Origin of the sequence: Streptomyces sp. NPDC088785 (assembly GCF_044750685.1) — a bacterium.
Lineage (GTDB): Bacteria > Actinomycetota > Actinomycetes > Streptomycetales > Streptomycetaceae > Streptomyces.
On record NZ_JBIVKH010000012.1, the window covers coordinates 91,829 to 105,553 of the forward strand.

Annotated in this window: 14 protein-coding genes; 7 read left to right on the forward strand and 7 right to left on the reverse strand. The window is 73.9% G+C overall.

Annotated elements, in window-relative coordinates:
* Nucleotides 1-23: 23 nt before the first annotated feature.
* On the reverse strand, nucleotides 24-1,664 hold the full coding sequence (locus ACIP5K_RS27300) for an FAD-dependent oxidoreductase (RefSeq protein ID WP_401413640.1): 1,641 nt from the start codon (nucleotides 1,662-1,664) through the stop codon (nucleotides 24-26).
* 199 nt (nucleotides 1,665-1,863) lie between these two features.
* Between ACIP5K_RS27300 and ACIP5K_RS27305 the strand changes: the two genes are divergently transcribed.
* On the forward strand, nucleotides 1,864-2,811 hold the full coding sequence (locus tag ACIP5K_RS27305; RefSeq protein WP_401413642.1) for an SDR family oxidoreductase: 948 nt from the start codon (nucleotides 1,864-1,866) through the stop codon (nucleotides 2,809-2,811).
* Nucleotides 2,812-2,967: 156 nt separating this feature from the next.
* Here ACIP5K_RS27305 and ACIP5K_RS27310 read toward each other — a convergent pair whose 3' ends face one another.
* Nucleotides 2,968-3,222 carry a hypothetical protein gene (locus ACIP5K_RS27310; protein ID WP_401413644.1) on the reverse strand — a complete coding sequence of 85 codons (255 nt, stop codon included), beginning with the start codon at nucleotides 3,220-3,222 and terminating at the stop codon, nucleotides 2,968-2,970.
* Nucleotides 3,223-3,398: 176 nt separating this feature from the next.
* On the opposite strand from ACIP5K_RS27310, the gene ACIP5K_RS27315 reads away from it, so the two are divergent.
* Both ACIP5K_RS27315 and ACIP5K_RS27320 read left to right on the forward strand, forming a co-directional pair.
* Nucleotides 3,399-3,560 carry a hypothetical protein gene (locus ACIP5K_RS27315; RefSeq protein ID WP_401413646.1) on the forward strand — a complete coding sequence of 54 codons (162 nt, stop codon included), beginning with the start codon at nucleotides 3,399-3,401 and terminating at the stop codon, nucleotides 3,558-3,560.
* A gap of 63 nt (nucleotides 3,561-3,623) precedes the next feature.
* Nucleotides 3,624-4,868 carry a hypothetical protein gene (locus tag ACIP5K_RS27320; RefSeq protein ID WP_401413648.1) on the forward strand — a complete coding sequence of 415 codons (1,245 nt, stop codon included), beginning with the start codon at nucleotides 3,624-3,626 and terminating at the stop codon, nucleotides 4,866-4,868.
* Nucleotides 4,869-4,901: 33 nt separating this feature from the next.
* Here ACIP5K_RS27320 and ACIP5K_RS27325 read toward each other — a convergent pair whose 3' ends face one another.
* Entirely contained in the window at nucleotides 4,902-5,753 is an 852-nt protein-coding gene (locus ACIP5K_RS27325; RefSeq protein ID WP_401413650.1) for an endo alpha-1,4 polygalactosaminidase, read from the reverse strand.
* Between the two features lie 337 nt (nucleotides 5,754-6,090).
* On the opposite strand from ACIP5K_RS27325, the gene ACIP5K_RS27330 reads away from it, so the two are divergent.
* Together ACIP5K_RS27330 and ACIP5K_RS27335 are read left to right on the forward strand one after the other, a co-directional pair.
* Nucleotides 6,091-6,483, forward strand: a complete 393-nt coding sequence (locus ACIP5K_RS27330) for a nitroreductase/quinone reductase family protein (RefSeq protein WP_401413652.1) — start codon at nucleotides 6,091-6,093, stop codon at nucleotides 6,481-6,483.
* 74 nt (nucleotides 6,484-6,557) lie between these two features.
* Nucleotides 6,558-7,241: a ribonuclease H gene (locus ACIP5K_RS27335; RefSeq protein ID WP_401413654.1), complete on the forward strand. Its 684-nt coding sequence runs from the start codon at nucleotides 6,558-6,560 to the stop codon at nucleotides 7,239-7,241.
* Nucleotides 7,242-7,286: 45 nt separating this feature from the next.
* On the opposite strand, the gene ACIP5K_RS27340 is transcribed toward ACIP5K_RS27335, so the two are convergent.
* A complete protein-coding gene (locus ACIP5K_RS27340; RefSeq protein WP_401413656.1) occupies nucleotides 7,287-8,153 on the reverse strand; it encodes a family 16 glycosylhydrolase in 867 nt (288 codons plus the stop codon).
* A 222-nt stretch (nucleotides 8,154-8,375) separates the two neighbouring features.
* Between ACIP5K_RS27340 and ACIP5K_RS27345 the strand changes: the two genes are divergently transcribed.
* Both ACIP5K_RS27345 and ACIP5K_RS27350 read left to right on the forward strand, forming a co-directional pair.
* Entirely contained in the window at nucleotides 8,376-9,389 is a 1,014-nt protein-coding gene (locus tag ACIP5K_RS27345; RefSeq protein WP_401413658.1) for a D-2-hydroxyacid dehydrogenase family protein, read from the forward strand.
* Nucleotides 9,390-9,580: 191 nt separating this feature from the next.
* Entirely contained in the window at nucleotides 9,581-11,176 is a 1,596-nt protein-coding gene (locus tag ACIP5K_RS27350; RefSeq protein WP_401413884.1) for a GMC oxidoreductase, read from the forward strand.
* Between the two features lie 39 nt (nucleotides 11,177-11,215).
* Here the strand turns inward: ACIP5K_RS27350 and ACIP5K_RS27355 are convergent, their stop codons facing one another.
* The 3 genes from ACIP5K_RS27355 to ACIP5K_RS27365 are packed head-to-tail and all read right to left on the reverse strand — an operon-like array spanning nucleotide 11,216 to nucleotide 13,677.
* Entirely contained in the window at nucleotides 11,216-11,698 is a 483-nt protein-coding gene (locus tag ACIP5K_RS27355) for a carboxymuconolactone decarboxylase family protein (RefSeq protein ID WP_401413660.1), read from the reverse strand.
* Entirely contained in the window at nucleotides 11,695-12,780 is a 1,086-nt protein-coding gene (locus tag ACIP5K_RS27360; protein ID WP_401413662.1) for a dihydrodipicolinate reductase, read from the reverse strand. The genes ACIP5K_RS27355 and ACIP5K_RS27360 overlap by 4 nt, the downstream gene beginning before the upstream one ends.
* A gap of 42 nt (nucleotides 12,781-12,822) precedes the next feature.
* The gene (locus ACIP5K_RS27365) at nucleotides 12,823-13,677 is read right to left on the reverse strand and encodes a fructosamine kinase family protein (RefSeq protein WP_401413664.1); all 855 of its coding nucleotides are present in this window, start codon (nucleotides 13,675-13,677) and stop codon (nucleotides 12,823-12,825) included.
* Nucleotides 13,678-13,725 lie beyond the last annotated feature (48 nt).

Here is a 13,725-nt window from a genome sequence, read left to right on the forward strand (position 1 = left end):
GGTGACGGTGCGGGGTCGGGGCGTCAGGCGGCCTGCCCGGCGGACCAGGTGGCGTAGCCGCCGTCCAGGTTGGCGGCGTCCCGGCCGAGTCCCGCGAGCAGGCGCAGCGCGGTGTGGCCGCGCAGGCCGACCTGGCAGTGCACGAGCAGGTCGCCCGGCGGCAGTTCGCCGATCCGCTCGCGCAGTTCGTCGAGCGGGATGTTCACCGCGCCCGGGATGGCGCCCCGGGCGTGCTCGGCCGCCGTGCGGACGTCGACGAGCGAGGCGCCCGCGGCCCGCGCCGCGTCCAGCTCGTGCCACTGGACGGTGCGGTCGGTGCGGGTGACCAGGTTGTCGGCGATCATCCCCGCCATGGTGACGGGGTCCTTCGCCGAACCGTACGGCGGGGCGTACGCCAGCTCCAGATCGGCGAGCTCGGGGGCGGTCAGCCCGCCCGCGATGGCGGTGGCGAGCACGTCGACGCGCTTGTCGACGCCGTCCGCGCCGACCGCCTGCGCGCCGAGGATGCGCAGGTCGTCGGGGTCGAACAGGACCTTCAGCGCGATGGGGGAGGCGCCCGGGTAGTAGCCCGCGTGCGCGCCGGGGTGCAGGTGCAGCGCCTGGTACCGGCGGCCCGCCGCGCGCAGCCGCTTCTCGTTCCAGCCGGTGGCCGCCGCGGTCAGCCCGAAGACCTGGACGACGGCGGTGCCGGTCGCGGGGCGGGCCGACACCGGGCGCCCGGCGATCGCGTCGGCGACGAGCCGGCCGTGCCGGTTGGCCAGGTTCGCGAGCGGCACGAGAGTGCTCTCGCCGCTGAGCGCGTCCCGCTTCTCGGCCGCGTCGCCCACCGCGTAGACGGCTTCGTCGCTGGTGCGGCCGCGCTCGTCGACCGCGATTCCGCCGCGCGGGCCGATGGCGAGCCCGGCGGCGCGGGCCAGCGCGACGTCGGGGCGGACCCCGATCGCCATGAGGACGAGATCGGCGGGGACGGCCCGGCCGTCGTCCAGCACCACGTCGTGGTCCCGGATCTCCGTCAGCCGGGTGCCGAGGGCCAGGTCGACCCCGCCCGCCCGCAGCTCGTCGGCGAGGGGCGCCGCCATCTCCGCGTCCAGCGGCGGCAGGACCTGCCCGGCCCGCTCCACGAGCGTCACGTCGAGACCGCGGCGGCGCAGGTTCTCCGCGGCCTCCACTCCGATGAACCCGGCGCCGGCGACCACGGCCGAGCGTGCTCCCGCCGTCAGCGCGTCGGTGATCCGGTCGGTGTCGGTGACGTCGCGCAGGGTGAACGCCCGCTCCACGCCCGGCAGTTCGGGCACGAAGGGCCGGGCGCCGGGGCTGAGGACCAGCCGGTCGTACGGCTCGGTGTACTCGGTGCCGGCCGTGAGGTCGCGCACCGTCACGGTCCGGGCCGCCGTGTCCACGGCGACCGCCTCGCTGCGCACGCGCACGTCGATCCGGAACCGGGCGCGCAGCGCGTCGGGGGTCTGCACGAGCAGCGCGTCGCGCTCCTCGATGACGCCGCCCAGGAAGTACGGCAGCCCGCAGTTCGCGTAGCTGACATGGGCGCCGCGCTCCAGCACGACGATCTCCGCCCGCTCGTCGAGGCGGCGCAGCCGCGTCGCGGCGGACATGCCGCCCGCCACGCCTCCGACGATGACGACCTTCACAGCAACCTCCGATGTCACTCCCGAATCTATACCCCCGAGGGTATCACGCATGCCCTGGGGGGTATCGGACGTGCCGGGTGAGGGCGATCACGTGCCGCCGCGCGCACTCGTCCCGGAAAGTCGGACAGCAGGTGTCGGGATGGGCGGGGATGCTCGGTGCACCCGGTCGGCGCGGCCGGGCGGACCGACACGGTGAAGCGACACGGAAGAGCAGGCCATGACGGACACAGCAGAACCCGGGCAGCCCTCGGACGACCGGCCGCTGCACGGCAGGGTGGCCCTCGTCGCGGGCGCCACCCGGGGAGCCGGGCGCGGCATCGCCGTGGAACTGGGCGCGGCGGGCGCCACCGTCTACGTCACCGGGCGCACCACCCGCACCCGGCGCTCCGAGTACGACCGGCCCGAGACGATCGAGGACACCGCCGACCTGGTGAGCGCGGCCGGCGGCCACGGCATCGCCGTTCCCACCGACCATCTCGCACCGGACCAGGTGCGCGCCCTCGTCGAGCGCGTCGACGCCGAACAGGGGCGCCTCGACCTCCTCGTCAACGACATCTGGGGCGGCGAACACCTCTTCGCCTGGAACGAGCCCGTCTGGGAGCACGACCTCGACAAGGGGCTGCGCCTGCACCGCCTCGCCGTCGAGACACACGCCATCACCAGCCACTTCGCGCTGCCGCTACTGCTGCGCACCCCCGGCGGCCTGGTCGTCGAGATGACCGACGGCACCGCCGACTACAACGCGGCGCACTACCGCAACTCCTTCTTCTACGACCTCGCCAAGAGCGCCGTCCTGCGCATGGCGTTCTCCCTCGGCCACGAACTAGGCCCGCGCGGCGCGACGGCCCTGGCCCTCACGCCCGGCTGGATGCGCTCGGAGATCATGCTCGACGCGTTCGGGGTCACCGAGGACACCTGGCGCGACGCGCTCGCGGCCGAGCCCCACTTCGCGATCTCGGAGACCCCCCGCTACACCGGGCGCGCCGTCGCAGCGCTCGCCGCCGACCCGGACGTCGCCCGGTTCAACGGCACGTCCCAGTCCAGCGGCGGCCTCGCCGCGACCTACGGCTTCACCGACCTCGACGGCAGCAGGCCGGACGCCTGGCGCTACCTGGTGGAGGTGCAGGACGCGGGCCGGGCCGCCGACGTCACCGGGTACCGGTGACGGGCGGCGCCGGGCCCCTCACGAACCCCCAGTTCAGAACCTCGCCGGCTCTTCAGGCTCCTTCGCACCGTCAGATCGCTGCGTCCGTCGAAGCGTTCGGCAAGGCGAATCCGCACGGCGGGAGTGGGGGCCCGGTGACGCCGGACGGCGCTCCGGCTAGAGGCCGTCGGGGTCGTCAGGGTCGTCGATGCGGGCCGGCCAGATGCCGCTGCCGCCGCCGCGCCACTCCACGACGTCCGGGTCGTCGAGCGGCGTGTCCGCCAGCCCGGCCCGGCGCAGGAACTCCACCACGTCCGTCAGCGACCGGGCGAGGCCCGCGTCCTCGCCCCGGATGGAGACCCTGCGCCCGCCGGGCTGGGCCGCGTGCACCACGACCGAGGGATAACCGTCACGTCCCGCGTCTTCGATCATGCGTTCAGCTTCCTCGGACCGGGGCCCGCCCGCACCTCGCGACGCCCGGCGCACGACCGGCCCGGTGAATCGGGCCGCGTGGGCGGTACGCGACGCCGCCGACGGGGCACACGGCCTCCCGCGCCTCGGCCGCCCCCGCCGCCACCGTCCGAGCCCTCGCCGCGACCCTGCCGGCCGTGTCGCTCGCCCACGGCGGCGGCCCCGGGGCCGACCCGGGCCCCGGCCGGGGCGGCGGGGAAGGCTCCGGTACGGGCACCGGCCTCCTCGTCGCGGGACTCGACGAGCGCAGCGGCCTCACCCGCCGGGAGCTCGAAAAACGGGCTGAAAGCCGCCCGTAGCCGGACCAGTTGGGTTTGCCCGAGCGGTCGGCCGAGCGCCGGGATTCCGGTTACGGTGCTCTCGTGGTGATCAACGCGCACGGCAACGACCAGGCAGAATCCCCCGATCAGGGGGCGGCGCTGCTCCTCGCGGCGGCCCCCGTCGGCAAGGGATGCCTCATCGACGCGGCGGGCGTGCTGCCCGCGCTCGCCGCGGTCCCGCCGAGCGCCCTCACCGGCACCGCGGCCGCCACCGTCGTCGAGCTCGCCGACCCGCTCGACCCGCAGACCGTCCTCACCCGGATCCGGACCGCCGCCGCCCTGCCCGGACAGCTGCACGTCTACGTCACCGGACAGCTGCACCTCGACCACCGCCAGCACCTCCTGCATCTGGCGCTGGCCCGCACCACCCCGTCGACGCTGCGCTACACCGCGCTGCCCTGGCACTGGCTCACCGGCGAACTCGCCCTGCGCCGCGCGCACACCACCACCGTCGTCCTCGACCTGGTCGCCGACGCCGACGCGTGGCCGCACGTGCGCGGGGGCGGCGTCGGCCTCGGCCACGGCATCCGCGTCTTCGGCCGCGTCAGCCCGCCCCCGTCCCGCCGTACGGTGCTGACCCCGGACTACCTGCGCACGTTCGCCGACATCTGGCGCACCGGCGCCCGCCCGCACCTCGCCCAGCTCCACGAGAGCGCGGCGGGCCGCACGGGCCCGGCGGAGGCCCTGTTCCTGGCGCTGGACACGCCCGTACCCGCGTTCCCGGTGGCGCGGCCGGGCACGGCCGGTGCCGCCGTACCGCGCTCCGTGGCCCCGATCCCGCCGCAGGCACCCCCGGCGCCCCTGGTGCCCCCGGCGCCACCCGTCGCGCCCTCCCGCCCCCCGGCGGAACCCGCCGAGGACCCCCACCCGGTCCTGCTCGCCGCCGCGCAGGCGGGCCGGCACGAGGAGGCCGCCGCGATAGCGGCGCGCTGGGAGAGCGAGGCGCTGCTGGTCCACGGCGCCGGGTCCGCGCAGGCCGTGCACTGGCTCGAAGTGCGGGCGGACCTGGCGCGGCTGGCGCGGGACCCGGGACGCAGCTGCGCCCTGTGGGCCGAGGTCGCGCAGGGCCGGCTGGCGCGCGGCGAGGCGCCCACCGACGAGGACGTGCAGGCCGCCGTCGACCGCGCCCACCACCAGTGGGAACAGCTCGGCGACCCGGACCGGGCCCGCGCCCTCGCCGTCGTGCTCACCGCGCTGCGCCACCAGGTGCCGGGCCGCCGCCCCGGCGCCCTGGCGGCGATCCACCGTCGCCTGGACGCCCTGGGCACGCCGTCGCCCCTGGGGTAGGGCCGATCCCGGCCCGCCCCGGTGGCGGCGCGGTCAGCAGGTGCGCCGCACGTACCCCTTCGTGCCCGCGGGCCGTACGTCGACGTCCCGCAGGACCAGGGAGATCCGCCCGCCGTAGGCGCGGCAGGCGCGGGCGAAGTCGGCGGCGCGGTACTCGACGGCGAAGACCCGGTCGTCGTACGCCTTCGCGTACGCGCCGCACTCGTCGTAGCTCCCGCACTCCTCGGCGACGGCGAAGTCGAAGCCGGCCGCGGCCCGTTCCGGGAGGAGCTCGGCGGTGTTCTTCTGGCCGGCCGCGAGCCCGGCCGCGTGGGCCCGGTCCGTCAGCAGGCGGGCGAAGGCGACCGCGTCCGACGCGTCGAGGAGCCCGTCGGAGCGCGTGTAGGAGTCGAGGTTGTCCAGTTCGACGGCCTGGAAGCCGTCGGCGCCGCAGCCCTCCACCCACCGGCCGACGATCTTCGCGAGGCGTGCCCGCCGGCCGGCCGTCGAGATGTCGAACAGGGCCTCGTTCCAGTCCTCGTCGATCACCAGGTCGTCCTCGTCGTCGCGCAGCAGCAGACCGGGGTCGTCGCGCCGCCATCGGTCGAGGGCGTCCGGCTGGGCCTGGAACGCGTTGACGTAGCAGACGTTGTACAAGCCCTTCGCGGGCTCGGCGGTCCGGTCGCGGGAGACGGCGCGCACCCCGCGCGGGGGCGGGTAGGGCCCGCCGATCTGGTAGTCGAACCCGACGTGCGGCGCGGGCCGGACCACGGCGGGGGAGCGGTCGGCGGAGCCGGTCGCCGAGGGCGGTGCCGTGCAGGCGGTCAGGAGCAGGGCGGCGGCGGCGAGGAGGAGGCCGACGGCCGACGGGCGGGCGGAACGACGCGGGACCGGGACGAAGATCACCACCGAACCCTAAGGGGCCACGGCGCTGTGACCCACCTCATGCCCGCAGCGAGCGGGGCCGGGAACAACACCACCCCGCGGTCCGTTGAACCCACCGTGGACGCGGATGGGACAGTGTCCCCGGGCCCTACCCATAGCCCACAGGGAAGATCGTTCGGCTGAAGCCCTGTGGAGCCCTCCGCCGCGAGGCGACCGCCATCCGTGCCCACCCAGAGCCGCCCCGGCCGTGGTCCCCCGTCACGGTCGGGGCTTCTCGCTGTCCCGGGAGGGGCGCCGGGGGCGCATGGTCCTGACGGGTCCATGTCCCCTCGGGGCGTCCGCGACTACAGTGCGGGGCATGGCGCGTGATCAGCACACTCGGCACCGGCTCGTCACCACGTTCCAGCGCAGGATCGCCAATCCGCTGACCAGACGGCTGCCGGGGCAGATGCTCATCGAGACGACCGGCCGGGTCTCGGGACGGCCCCGCCGCACGCCCGTCGGCGGGCGGCGGATCGGCGACACCTTCTGGTTCGTCTCCGAGTTCGGGCACAAGTCGCAGTACGTGCGGAACATCGTCGCCAGCCCGCACGTGCGGGTCAGGATCCGCGGCCGCTGGTACCACGGGACGGCCCGTCCGGTGCCCGAGGACGACGCCCGGGCCCGCCTGCGGACCCTGCCGCTCGTCAACAGCACCGCCGTGCGCGCCCTGGGCGACGAACTCCTCACCATCCGCGTCGATCTGGCCTGACGCCGGATCCGTCCGGACGGTCGTGGACACGTCAGCGTTCTCCGGACGGGTCCCGGTCCTGGCATGATCGGGGCATGGCAGAACGTGTGATCGCCGCGTGTGACGGCGCGTCCAAAGGAAACCCCGGACCGGCCGCCTGGGCCTGGGTCGTCGCCGACGACGACGAGCAGGTCGTCCAGTGGGAGGCCGGTGCACTGGGCACCGCGACGAACAACGTCGCGGAACTCACGGCCCTGGAGCGCCTGCTGAGCACGGTCGCGGCCGATGTCGCGCTGGAGGTCCGGATGGACTCCCAGTACGCGATGAAGGCCGTCACGACCTGGCTGCCCGGCTGGAAGCGCAAGGGCTGGAAGACGGCGGCCGGCAAGCCGGTCGCCAACCAGGAGCTGGTCGCCCGCATCGACGCCCTCCTGGACGGCCGCTCCGTCGAGTTCAAGTACGTCCCCGCGCACCAGGTCGACGGCGACCCGCTCAACGACTTCGCGGACCGCGCCGCCAGTCAGGCGGCCGTCGCGCAGCAGGACGCGGGCAGCGCGCTCGGGTCCCCGGCGCCGCCGCCCTCCTCGCCGTCGTCGGCCGCCCCGGCCCGCGCGAAGGCGCCCCGGCGCAAGAGCACCGGGGCGAGCGGCTCCTCCTCGCGCACCCTCAAGGCGAAGTTCCCCGGCCGCTGCCGCTGCGGCCGCTCGTACGCCGCCGGCGAGGAGATCGCCAAGAACCCCGACGGCTGGGGCCACCCGGAGTGCCGCGAGGCGGCCTGACGCACGGGCGAGGGGCGCCGGCCCCTCGCCCGCCCACCGGTCCGCTCAGTCGGAGACGCGGACGTAGTCGACGACGAGCTGCTGCGGGAACTGGGTGCTGCCGTCCGGGTCGCCCGGCCAGTAGCCGCCCACCGCCAGGTTCAGGATCACGAAGAACGGCTTCTCGAAGACCCACTGGTTGCCGCCCACGTCGGCGGGGGTCCGGGTCTGGTACACGGTGCCGTCCACCGACCACCTGATCTCGTTCGGCGACCAGTCCACCGCGAAGGTGTGGAAGTCGTCCGCGAACGCCTGGCCGTTCGGCAGCGAGTACGCCGCGCCGATGCCGCCCGAGCCCGAGTAGCCGGGACCGTGGATGGTGCCGTGCACCGTGGACGGTTCGAAGCCGACGTTCTCCATCACGTCGATCTCGCCGGAGTTCGGCCAGCCGACCGAGCCGATGTCGTCGCCGAGCATCCAGAACGCGGGCCATATGCCCTGCCCGCGCGGAATCTTCATCCGCGCCTCGACGTGCCCGTGCGTCGTCGAGAACCTGCCGGACGTGTTCAGCCGCGCCGAGGTGTACTCGCACGTGCCGTACCAGCACTGATAGTTCGAGGGGTTCTCCTTGCGGGCCGTGATCACCAGATGGCCCTGGCCGTCGAGCGCCGCGTTGCTGGTGCCCGCGGTGTAGTACTGCCGCTCGTGGTTGTTGACGTTGTCGCCCGTCTCGGTCTGCCACTTGGCCCCGTCGACCGCCGACCCCGCGGGCCCGTCGAACTCGTCGGAGAAGGTGGCCGCGGCGGCCCGGGTGCCGTCGGCGCCCGCGGCGTCGGCCACGGGGACGAGGCCCGCGCCGAGGCACAGCAGCGCGGCGGCGCCCAGGGGGAGCCTGCGCCGCAGGGACGTGCGGGAACGATGTGAACTGCGCATGGAGCATCACGTCACTTCGGGTAGGGGGATCGTGCCTGTCTCGGACACGCCAGAAAGTGAAGACAAGGGAGTTGCGCGTGGTGCGATGAGTTCAAGGGTTGATTTAAGGGGCGCCCGGAAGGGACGTCAAGGTATTCGTCCGTACCAACTTCCGCCCCGAAGGACCGCGTTGGGGCCGAGGGGGCGGACCGGGCCGCCCTGACGCCCGTACTAAGGTGCTGGATGATCACGTCAGCCGGCCGGACGGCGACGGACGACGACAGAGGAGCCCCGGTGGCCGCGCCGCGCTGTGCCGTACTCGACGACTACCAGGGCGTCGCCCGCGCACTGGCCGACTGGGACCGGCTGGCGGGCCGGGTCGAGGTGCGCTTCCTCGCGCGGCACCTCACGGACCACGACGCGCTCGTCGCCGAACTCGCCGACTGCGAGATCGTCGTCGTGATGCGCGAACGCACCCCGTTCCCCGCCGGTCTCATCGAGCGGCTGCCCCGGCTGCGGCTGCTGATCACCTCGGGGCCGCGCAACGCCTCCATCGACCTCGCCGCGGCGGCCGCGCACGGCGTCACCGTCTGCGGCACCCCCAGCAGCTCCACGCCCCCGGCCGAGCTGACCTGGGCGCTCCTGCTCGGCCTCGCGCGCGGGATCGTGCCGGAGAACGACAGCCTGCGGGCCGGCGGACCGTGGCAGTCCACGCTCGGCGCCGATCTCCACGGCAGCCGGCTCGGACTGCTCGGGCTCGGCAGGATCGGCAGCCGGGTCGCCGCGGTCGGCACCGCCTTCGGCATGGACGTCGCCGCCTGGAGCCAGAACCTGACGCGCGAGCGCGCCGCCGCGGCCGGGGCCACCCTCGCCGCGTCGCGGGAGGAACTCCTGGAGACCAGCGACTTCGTCTCCGTCCACCTCGTCCTCGGCGACCGCACCCGCGGCCTGATCGGCGCCGCCGAACTGCGCCGGATGCGCCGCACCGCCTATCTCGTCAACACCTCACGGGCCGCCATCGTCGACCAGGACGCCCTCGTGCGGGCGCTGCGCGAGGGCTGGATCGCCGGTGCGGGCAGCGACGTCTTCGAGACCGAACCGCTCCCGCTCGACCACCCCCTGCGCACCGCGCCGAACTTCCTCGGCCTGCCGCACCTGGGCTACGTCACCCGGCGCAACTACGAGGGCTACTTCCGGGGCGCCGTCGAGGACATCGAGGCGTACCTGTCCGGCGTCCCCCTGCGCACCCTGGGCTGAACCGCCCGGCCCCGCACCCGATGGCGCGCAGGCGCGGCAGACGCCCGGTGATCGGGTCGCCGACCGCCGTTGATTACCCGGTGGTTTGCATTCACTTGTCACGCGATCAGCAGTAGAACTCGTTCCTATTCCATCGAGAGTGAGGAACGGACGTGACCGAAGCAACCCGCCCTGAAGTCGTACGCAACGGAATGAGCCGCCGTGGCTTCCTCGTAGGAACAGGTTCTCTTCTTGGAGCAGTGACCCTGAGCGGTCACGCGGCCGCGGCACAGACCCGCGCCACCGCCGCCGTGGCCGACGGCGCGCACATCCCCGCCCTCGTCATCGGCTCCGGTTACGGCGGCTCGGTGACCGCCCTGCGCCTCGCCGAGGCCGGCGTCGACGTGCAGATGGTCGAGATGGGCATGGCCTGGGACACCCCCGGATCCGACGGCAAGATCTTCGCCAACACCACCACGCCCGACAACAGATCCTTCTGGCTGCGCACCCGGACCAAACAGCCCCTGAGCAACTTCCTGGGCTTCCCGATCGACAAGGACATCCCCCGCTACACCGGCATCCTCGACGCCGAGGAGTTCGCCGGGATCATCGTCTACCAGGGCCGCGGTGTCGGCGGCGGCTCGCTGGTCAACGGCGGCATGGCCGTCACGCCGAAGCGGGAGAACTTCGCGGCGATCCTGCCGTCCGTGGACCCCGACGAGATGTACGGCACCTACTACCCGCGGGCCAACGCGGGCCTGGGTGTCGCCACCATCGACCCCAACTGGTTCGAGACCGCCGAGTGTTACCAGTACGCGCGCGTCGGCCGCAAGCACGCCCAGCGCTCCGGGTTCCCGTTCGTGTTCGTGCCCGACGTGTACGACTGGGACTACATGAAGCAGGAAGCGGCCGGCACCGCCCCCAAGTCGGCGCTCGCGGGCGAGATCCTGTACGGCAACAACTACGGCAAGAAGTCCCTCCAGAAGACCTACCTGGCCCGGGCGAGGGCGACCGGCCGGGTGTCCATCTCCCCGCTGCACAAGGTGACCTCGGTGCTCCCCGCCGCGGGCGGCGGCTACACGGTCCGCATCGACCAGCTCGACACCTCCGGCGCCACCGCGGCCACCAAGGAGATCACCGCGGACCGCGTCTTCTTCGCCGCGGGCAGCGTCGGCACCAGCAAGCTCCTCACCCGCCTCAAGGCCACCGGCGCCCTGCCCGGCCTCAACGACGAGATCGGCAAGGGCTGGGGCGACAACGGCAACGTCATGTGCGGCCGCGCGAACCACCTCTGGGACCCCACCGGCGCGCTCCAGGCCTCCATCCCCACCGGCGGCATCGACAACTGGGCGGCGGGCGGCGCCTTCGCCGAGGTCGCCCCGCTGCCGACCGGCATCGAGACGTTCGCCTCCTTCTACCTGTCCATCACGAAGACCCCGCAGCGCGCCCAGTTCACGTACAACCCGACGACCGGCGGGGTCGACCTGAGCTGGCAGAAGGCGTGGAAGCAGACGTCGATCAACGCGGCGAAGACCATCTTCGACAAGATCAACGCCAAGGAGGGGACGATCTACCGCACCGACCTGTTCGGGGTGTACAAGATCTGGGGCGACCACCTGACCTACCATCCGCTGGGCGGCGCCGTGCTCAACAAGGCGACCGACAACTACGGCCGCCTGCACGGCCATGCGGGTCTGTACGTCATGGACGGCGCGCTGATCCCCGGCAACACCAGCGTCAACCCGTTCGTGACCATCACGGCTCTGGCCGAGCGGAACATCGCACAGATCATCGCCGCTGATCTGTGACGGGACGCGTCCTGTCCCGGCCCTGAGCCGTGCGGTGGTTCAGGGCTTGGGCAGGACACACACGGCGTCGAGCCCGAGGACGTGGTTGAGCCGGCCGAACGCCAGCCACGAGCCGATGCCCATGCTCAGCTCCACGATCTCGGTCTGGCTGTAGTGCGCGGTCATCCGCCGCCAGAACGCGTCGTCCAGGCCGTGGTGGTCCAGCGCGTACCGCTCCGCGTACTCGGCGGCGAGCCGGGTCCGCTCGTCGAAGGCGTCCGTGGTGCGCCACTGGGTGACCGCGTCGGCGAACGTCTCCTCGACCTTCTCCTCGCCCTCGCGCTCGGTGCGCCAGTCCAGGCAGAACAGGCAGCCGTTGATCTGCGCGATCCGCAGCCGCGCCGCCTCGAACTCGCGCAGCCCCAGCGTCGAACGGTCGTAGACGGACATCGAGAACTGCGCCGCCGCCACGCCGATGCCGGGCACCATCTCGCCCCACACGTACGCGATCGGGTCCTTGTCGTCGGGTACGTCGATCATCATGACTGCTGTTTCCTTCCCAGGCGGCCGGTGGCGGGGAGCAGGGGGACGCCGAGCGCGTCGTACAGGCCGGGTTCCGCCGCCACCAGCCATTCGATGGCGCCGACGAGCCGGCCGACGGCGGTCGCGTTGCCCCCGGCGGAGTGGTTGCCGCCCTCGTCGGTCGCCTGCACGGTGACCTCGATGCGCGGGCGGCCCTCGATGACGACCCGGTGCGCGCCGGCCCCGCCGCCGGGCGGCAGCGGCCAGTCGGGCGCGCAGGACGGGTGGATCCGGGTGACGTGCTCGACGACGATCCGCACCTCTGCGTCGACGACGCCCTGCACCTCGAAGCGGACCGCGCCCTGGGTGCCCGCCGCGAAGTCGCCCATGATCGCCGTGCTGACGTCGCTCTCCAGCGCGCGGCGCTCCAACGTCTCGCGTATCTCGTCGAGTTCGACGCCCAGCGCGCGGGCGAGCAGCCGGATCTGGCCGCCCCACACCATGGTCGGGATCGACTCGGCGAGCATCAGCGGCTCGTAGTCCATGGGATGGCCCATGCCGATCAGGTTCCGGACCGAGTCCTCCTGGTCGTACGTCGAGTAGTCGAAGATCTCCTGGCAGCGGACGGTGTCGATGTCCGTACCCAGGCCGCTGACCAGGAGCGGCAGCACGTCGTTGGCCCAGCCCGGGTCGACGCCCGACACGAAGAGGGAGCCGCCGCCCGCGGCGATCGCCGCGCGCACCGGGTCCGTGAAGTCGGGCGGCGCGCTCGCCGGGTCGTAGAGCGGATACAGGGCGGGCGTCACCACGACGGCGCCGGCCCGCAGGGCCCGGCAGATGTCGTCGAGCGCCTCGTCGGGACGCAGATCGCCGGAGGCCGCGTACACGACGGCGCCGGGACGGCCCGCCAGCACCGCCTCGACGTCGGTCGTGGCCGCCACCCCGAGGGCGCGGTCGAGTCCGGCGAGGTCGCCCGCGTCGCGGCCGTCCTTCGCGGGATCGTGCACGAGCACACCTGACAGGGCGAGCGCGGGGTGAGCGGAGACGGCCCTGATCGCCGCGCGGCCCACGTTGCCGGTGCCCCAGACCACCGTGGATGTCATGCGCCGGAGCGTAACCTGATGGAGTGTCAGTTCATAGAGTCACTACGTGAGTTGGCCGCGTGCCACGGCCACGGCCCGCTCGGCGTAGCCGCGGCCGAAGAGCACCGCGTGCACCAGGAGCGGGAAGAGCTGGTGCAGCGGGACGCGCTCCCGCCAGCCGTCGGCGAGCGGGGCCGCCCGCTGGTAGCCCGCCAGGATCCGGTCGAGGTGCGGCGCACCGAACAGGTCCAGCATCGCGAGGTCGCTCTCCCGGTGCCCGCCGTGCGCGGCCGGGTCGATCAGCCAGGCGGCGCCCGCGCCGTCCCACAGCACATTGCCGTTCCACAGGTCGCCGTGCAGCCGGGCGGGCGGCTCGGCCGGGCCCGCGAGGGCGGGCAGCAGCGCGCAGACCCGCTCGATCACCCGGGCCTCGTCGGGGCGCAGGGTCCCGGCGTCCACGGCCCGGCGCGCGTAGGGCAGCACCCGCTGCTCGGCGAACCAGTCCGGCCAGGTGCCGCCCGGCGCGTTGCGCATCGGCGCGAGCCCGATGTACGCCTCCGCGGGGCCGTCCGGCGGCGCCGCCCCGAAGGCCGGGGCCCCGGCGGCGTGCAGCGCGGCCAGCTCGCGGCCGAACCGCTCGGCGCCCCCGGCGTCCGCCCGCCCCGGCGCGACCCGGTCGGTGACCAGCCAGGTGTCGTCGTGGCCGTGCACCGTCGGCACCCGCACCGCGTCCGCCGCGGCCAGCCAGCGCAGCCCCGCCGCCTCCGCCCGCACGGCCCCCGGACCGTCCGCCCTCTTCACCATCACCACCCGCCCGTCGGCGAGCGTGACCTCCGTGAGGTGGGGGGAGAGGCGGTGTTCGGCGGTGGCGGGCGAGCCGGTGAAGCGGGTGGCGGTGACGGCGGGTGTGGCGGGCATGGGGGCAGCGTAGGGGCGGGCACGGGCCGTTGACGCGAGGCGCCACGT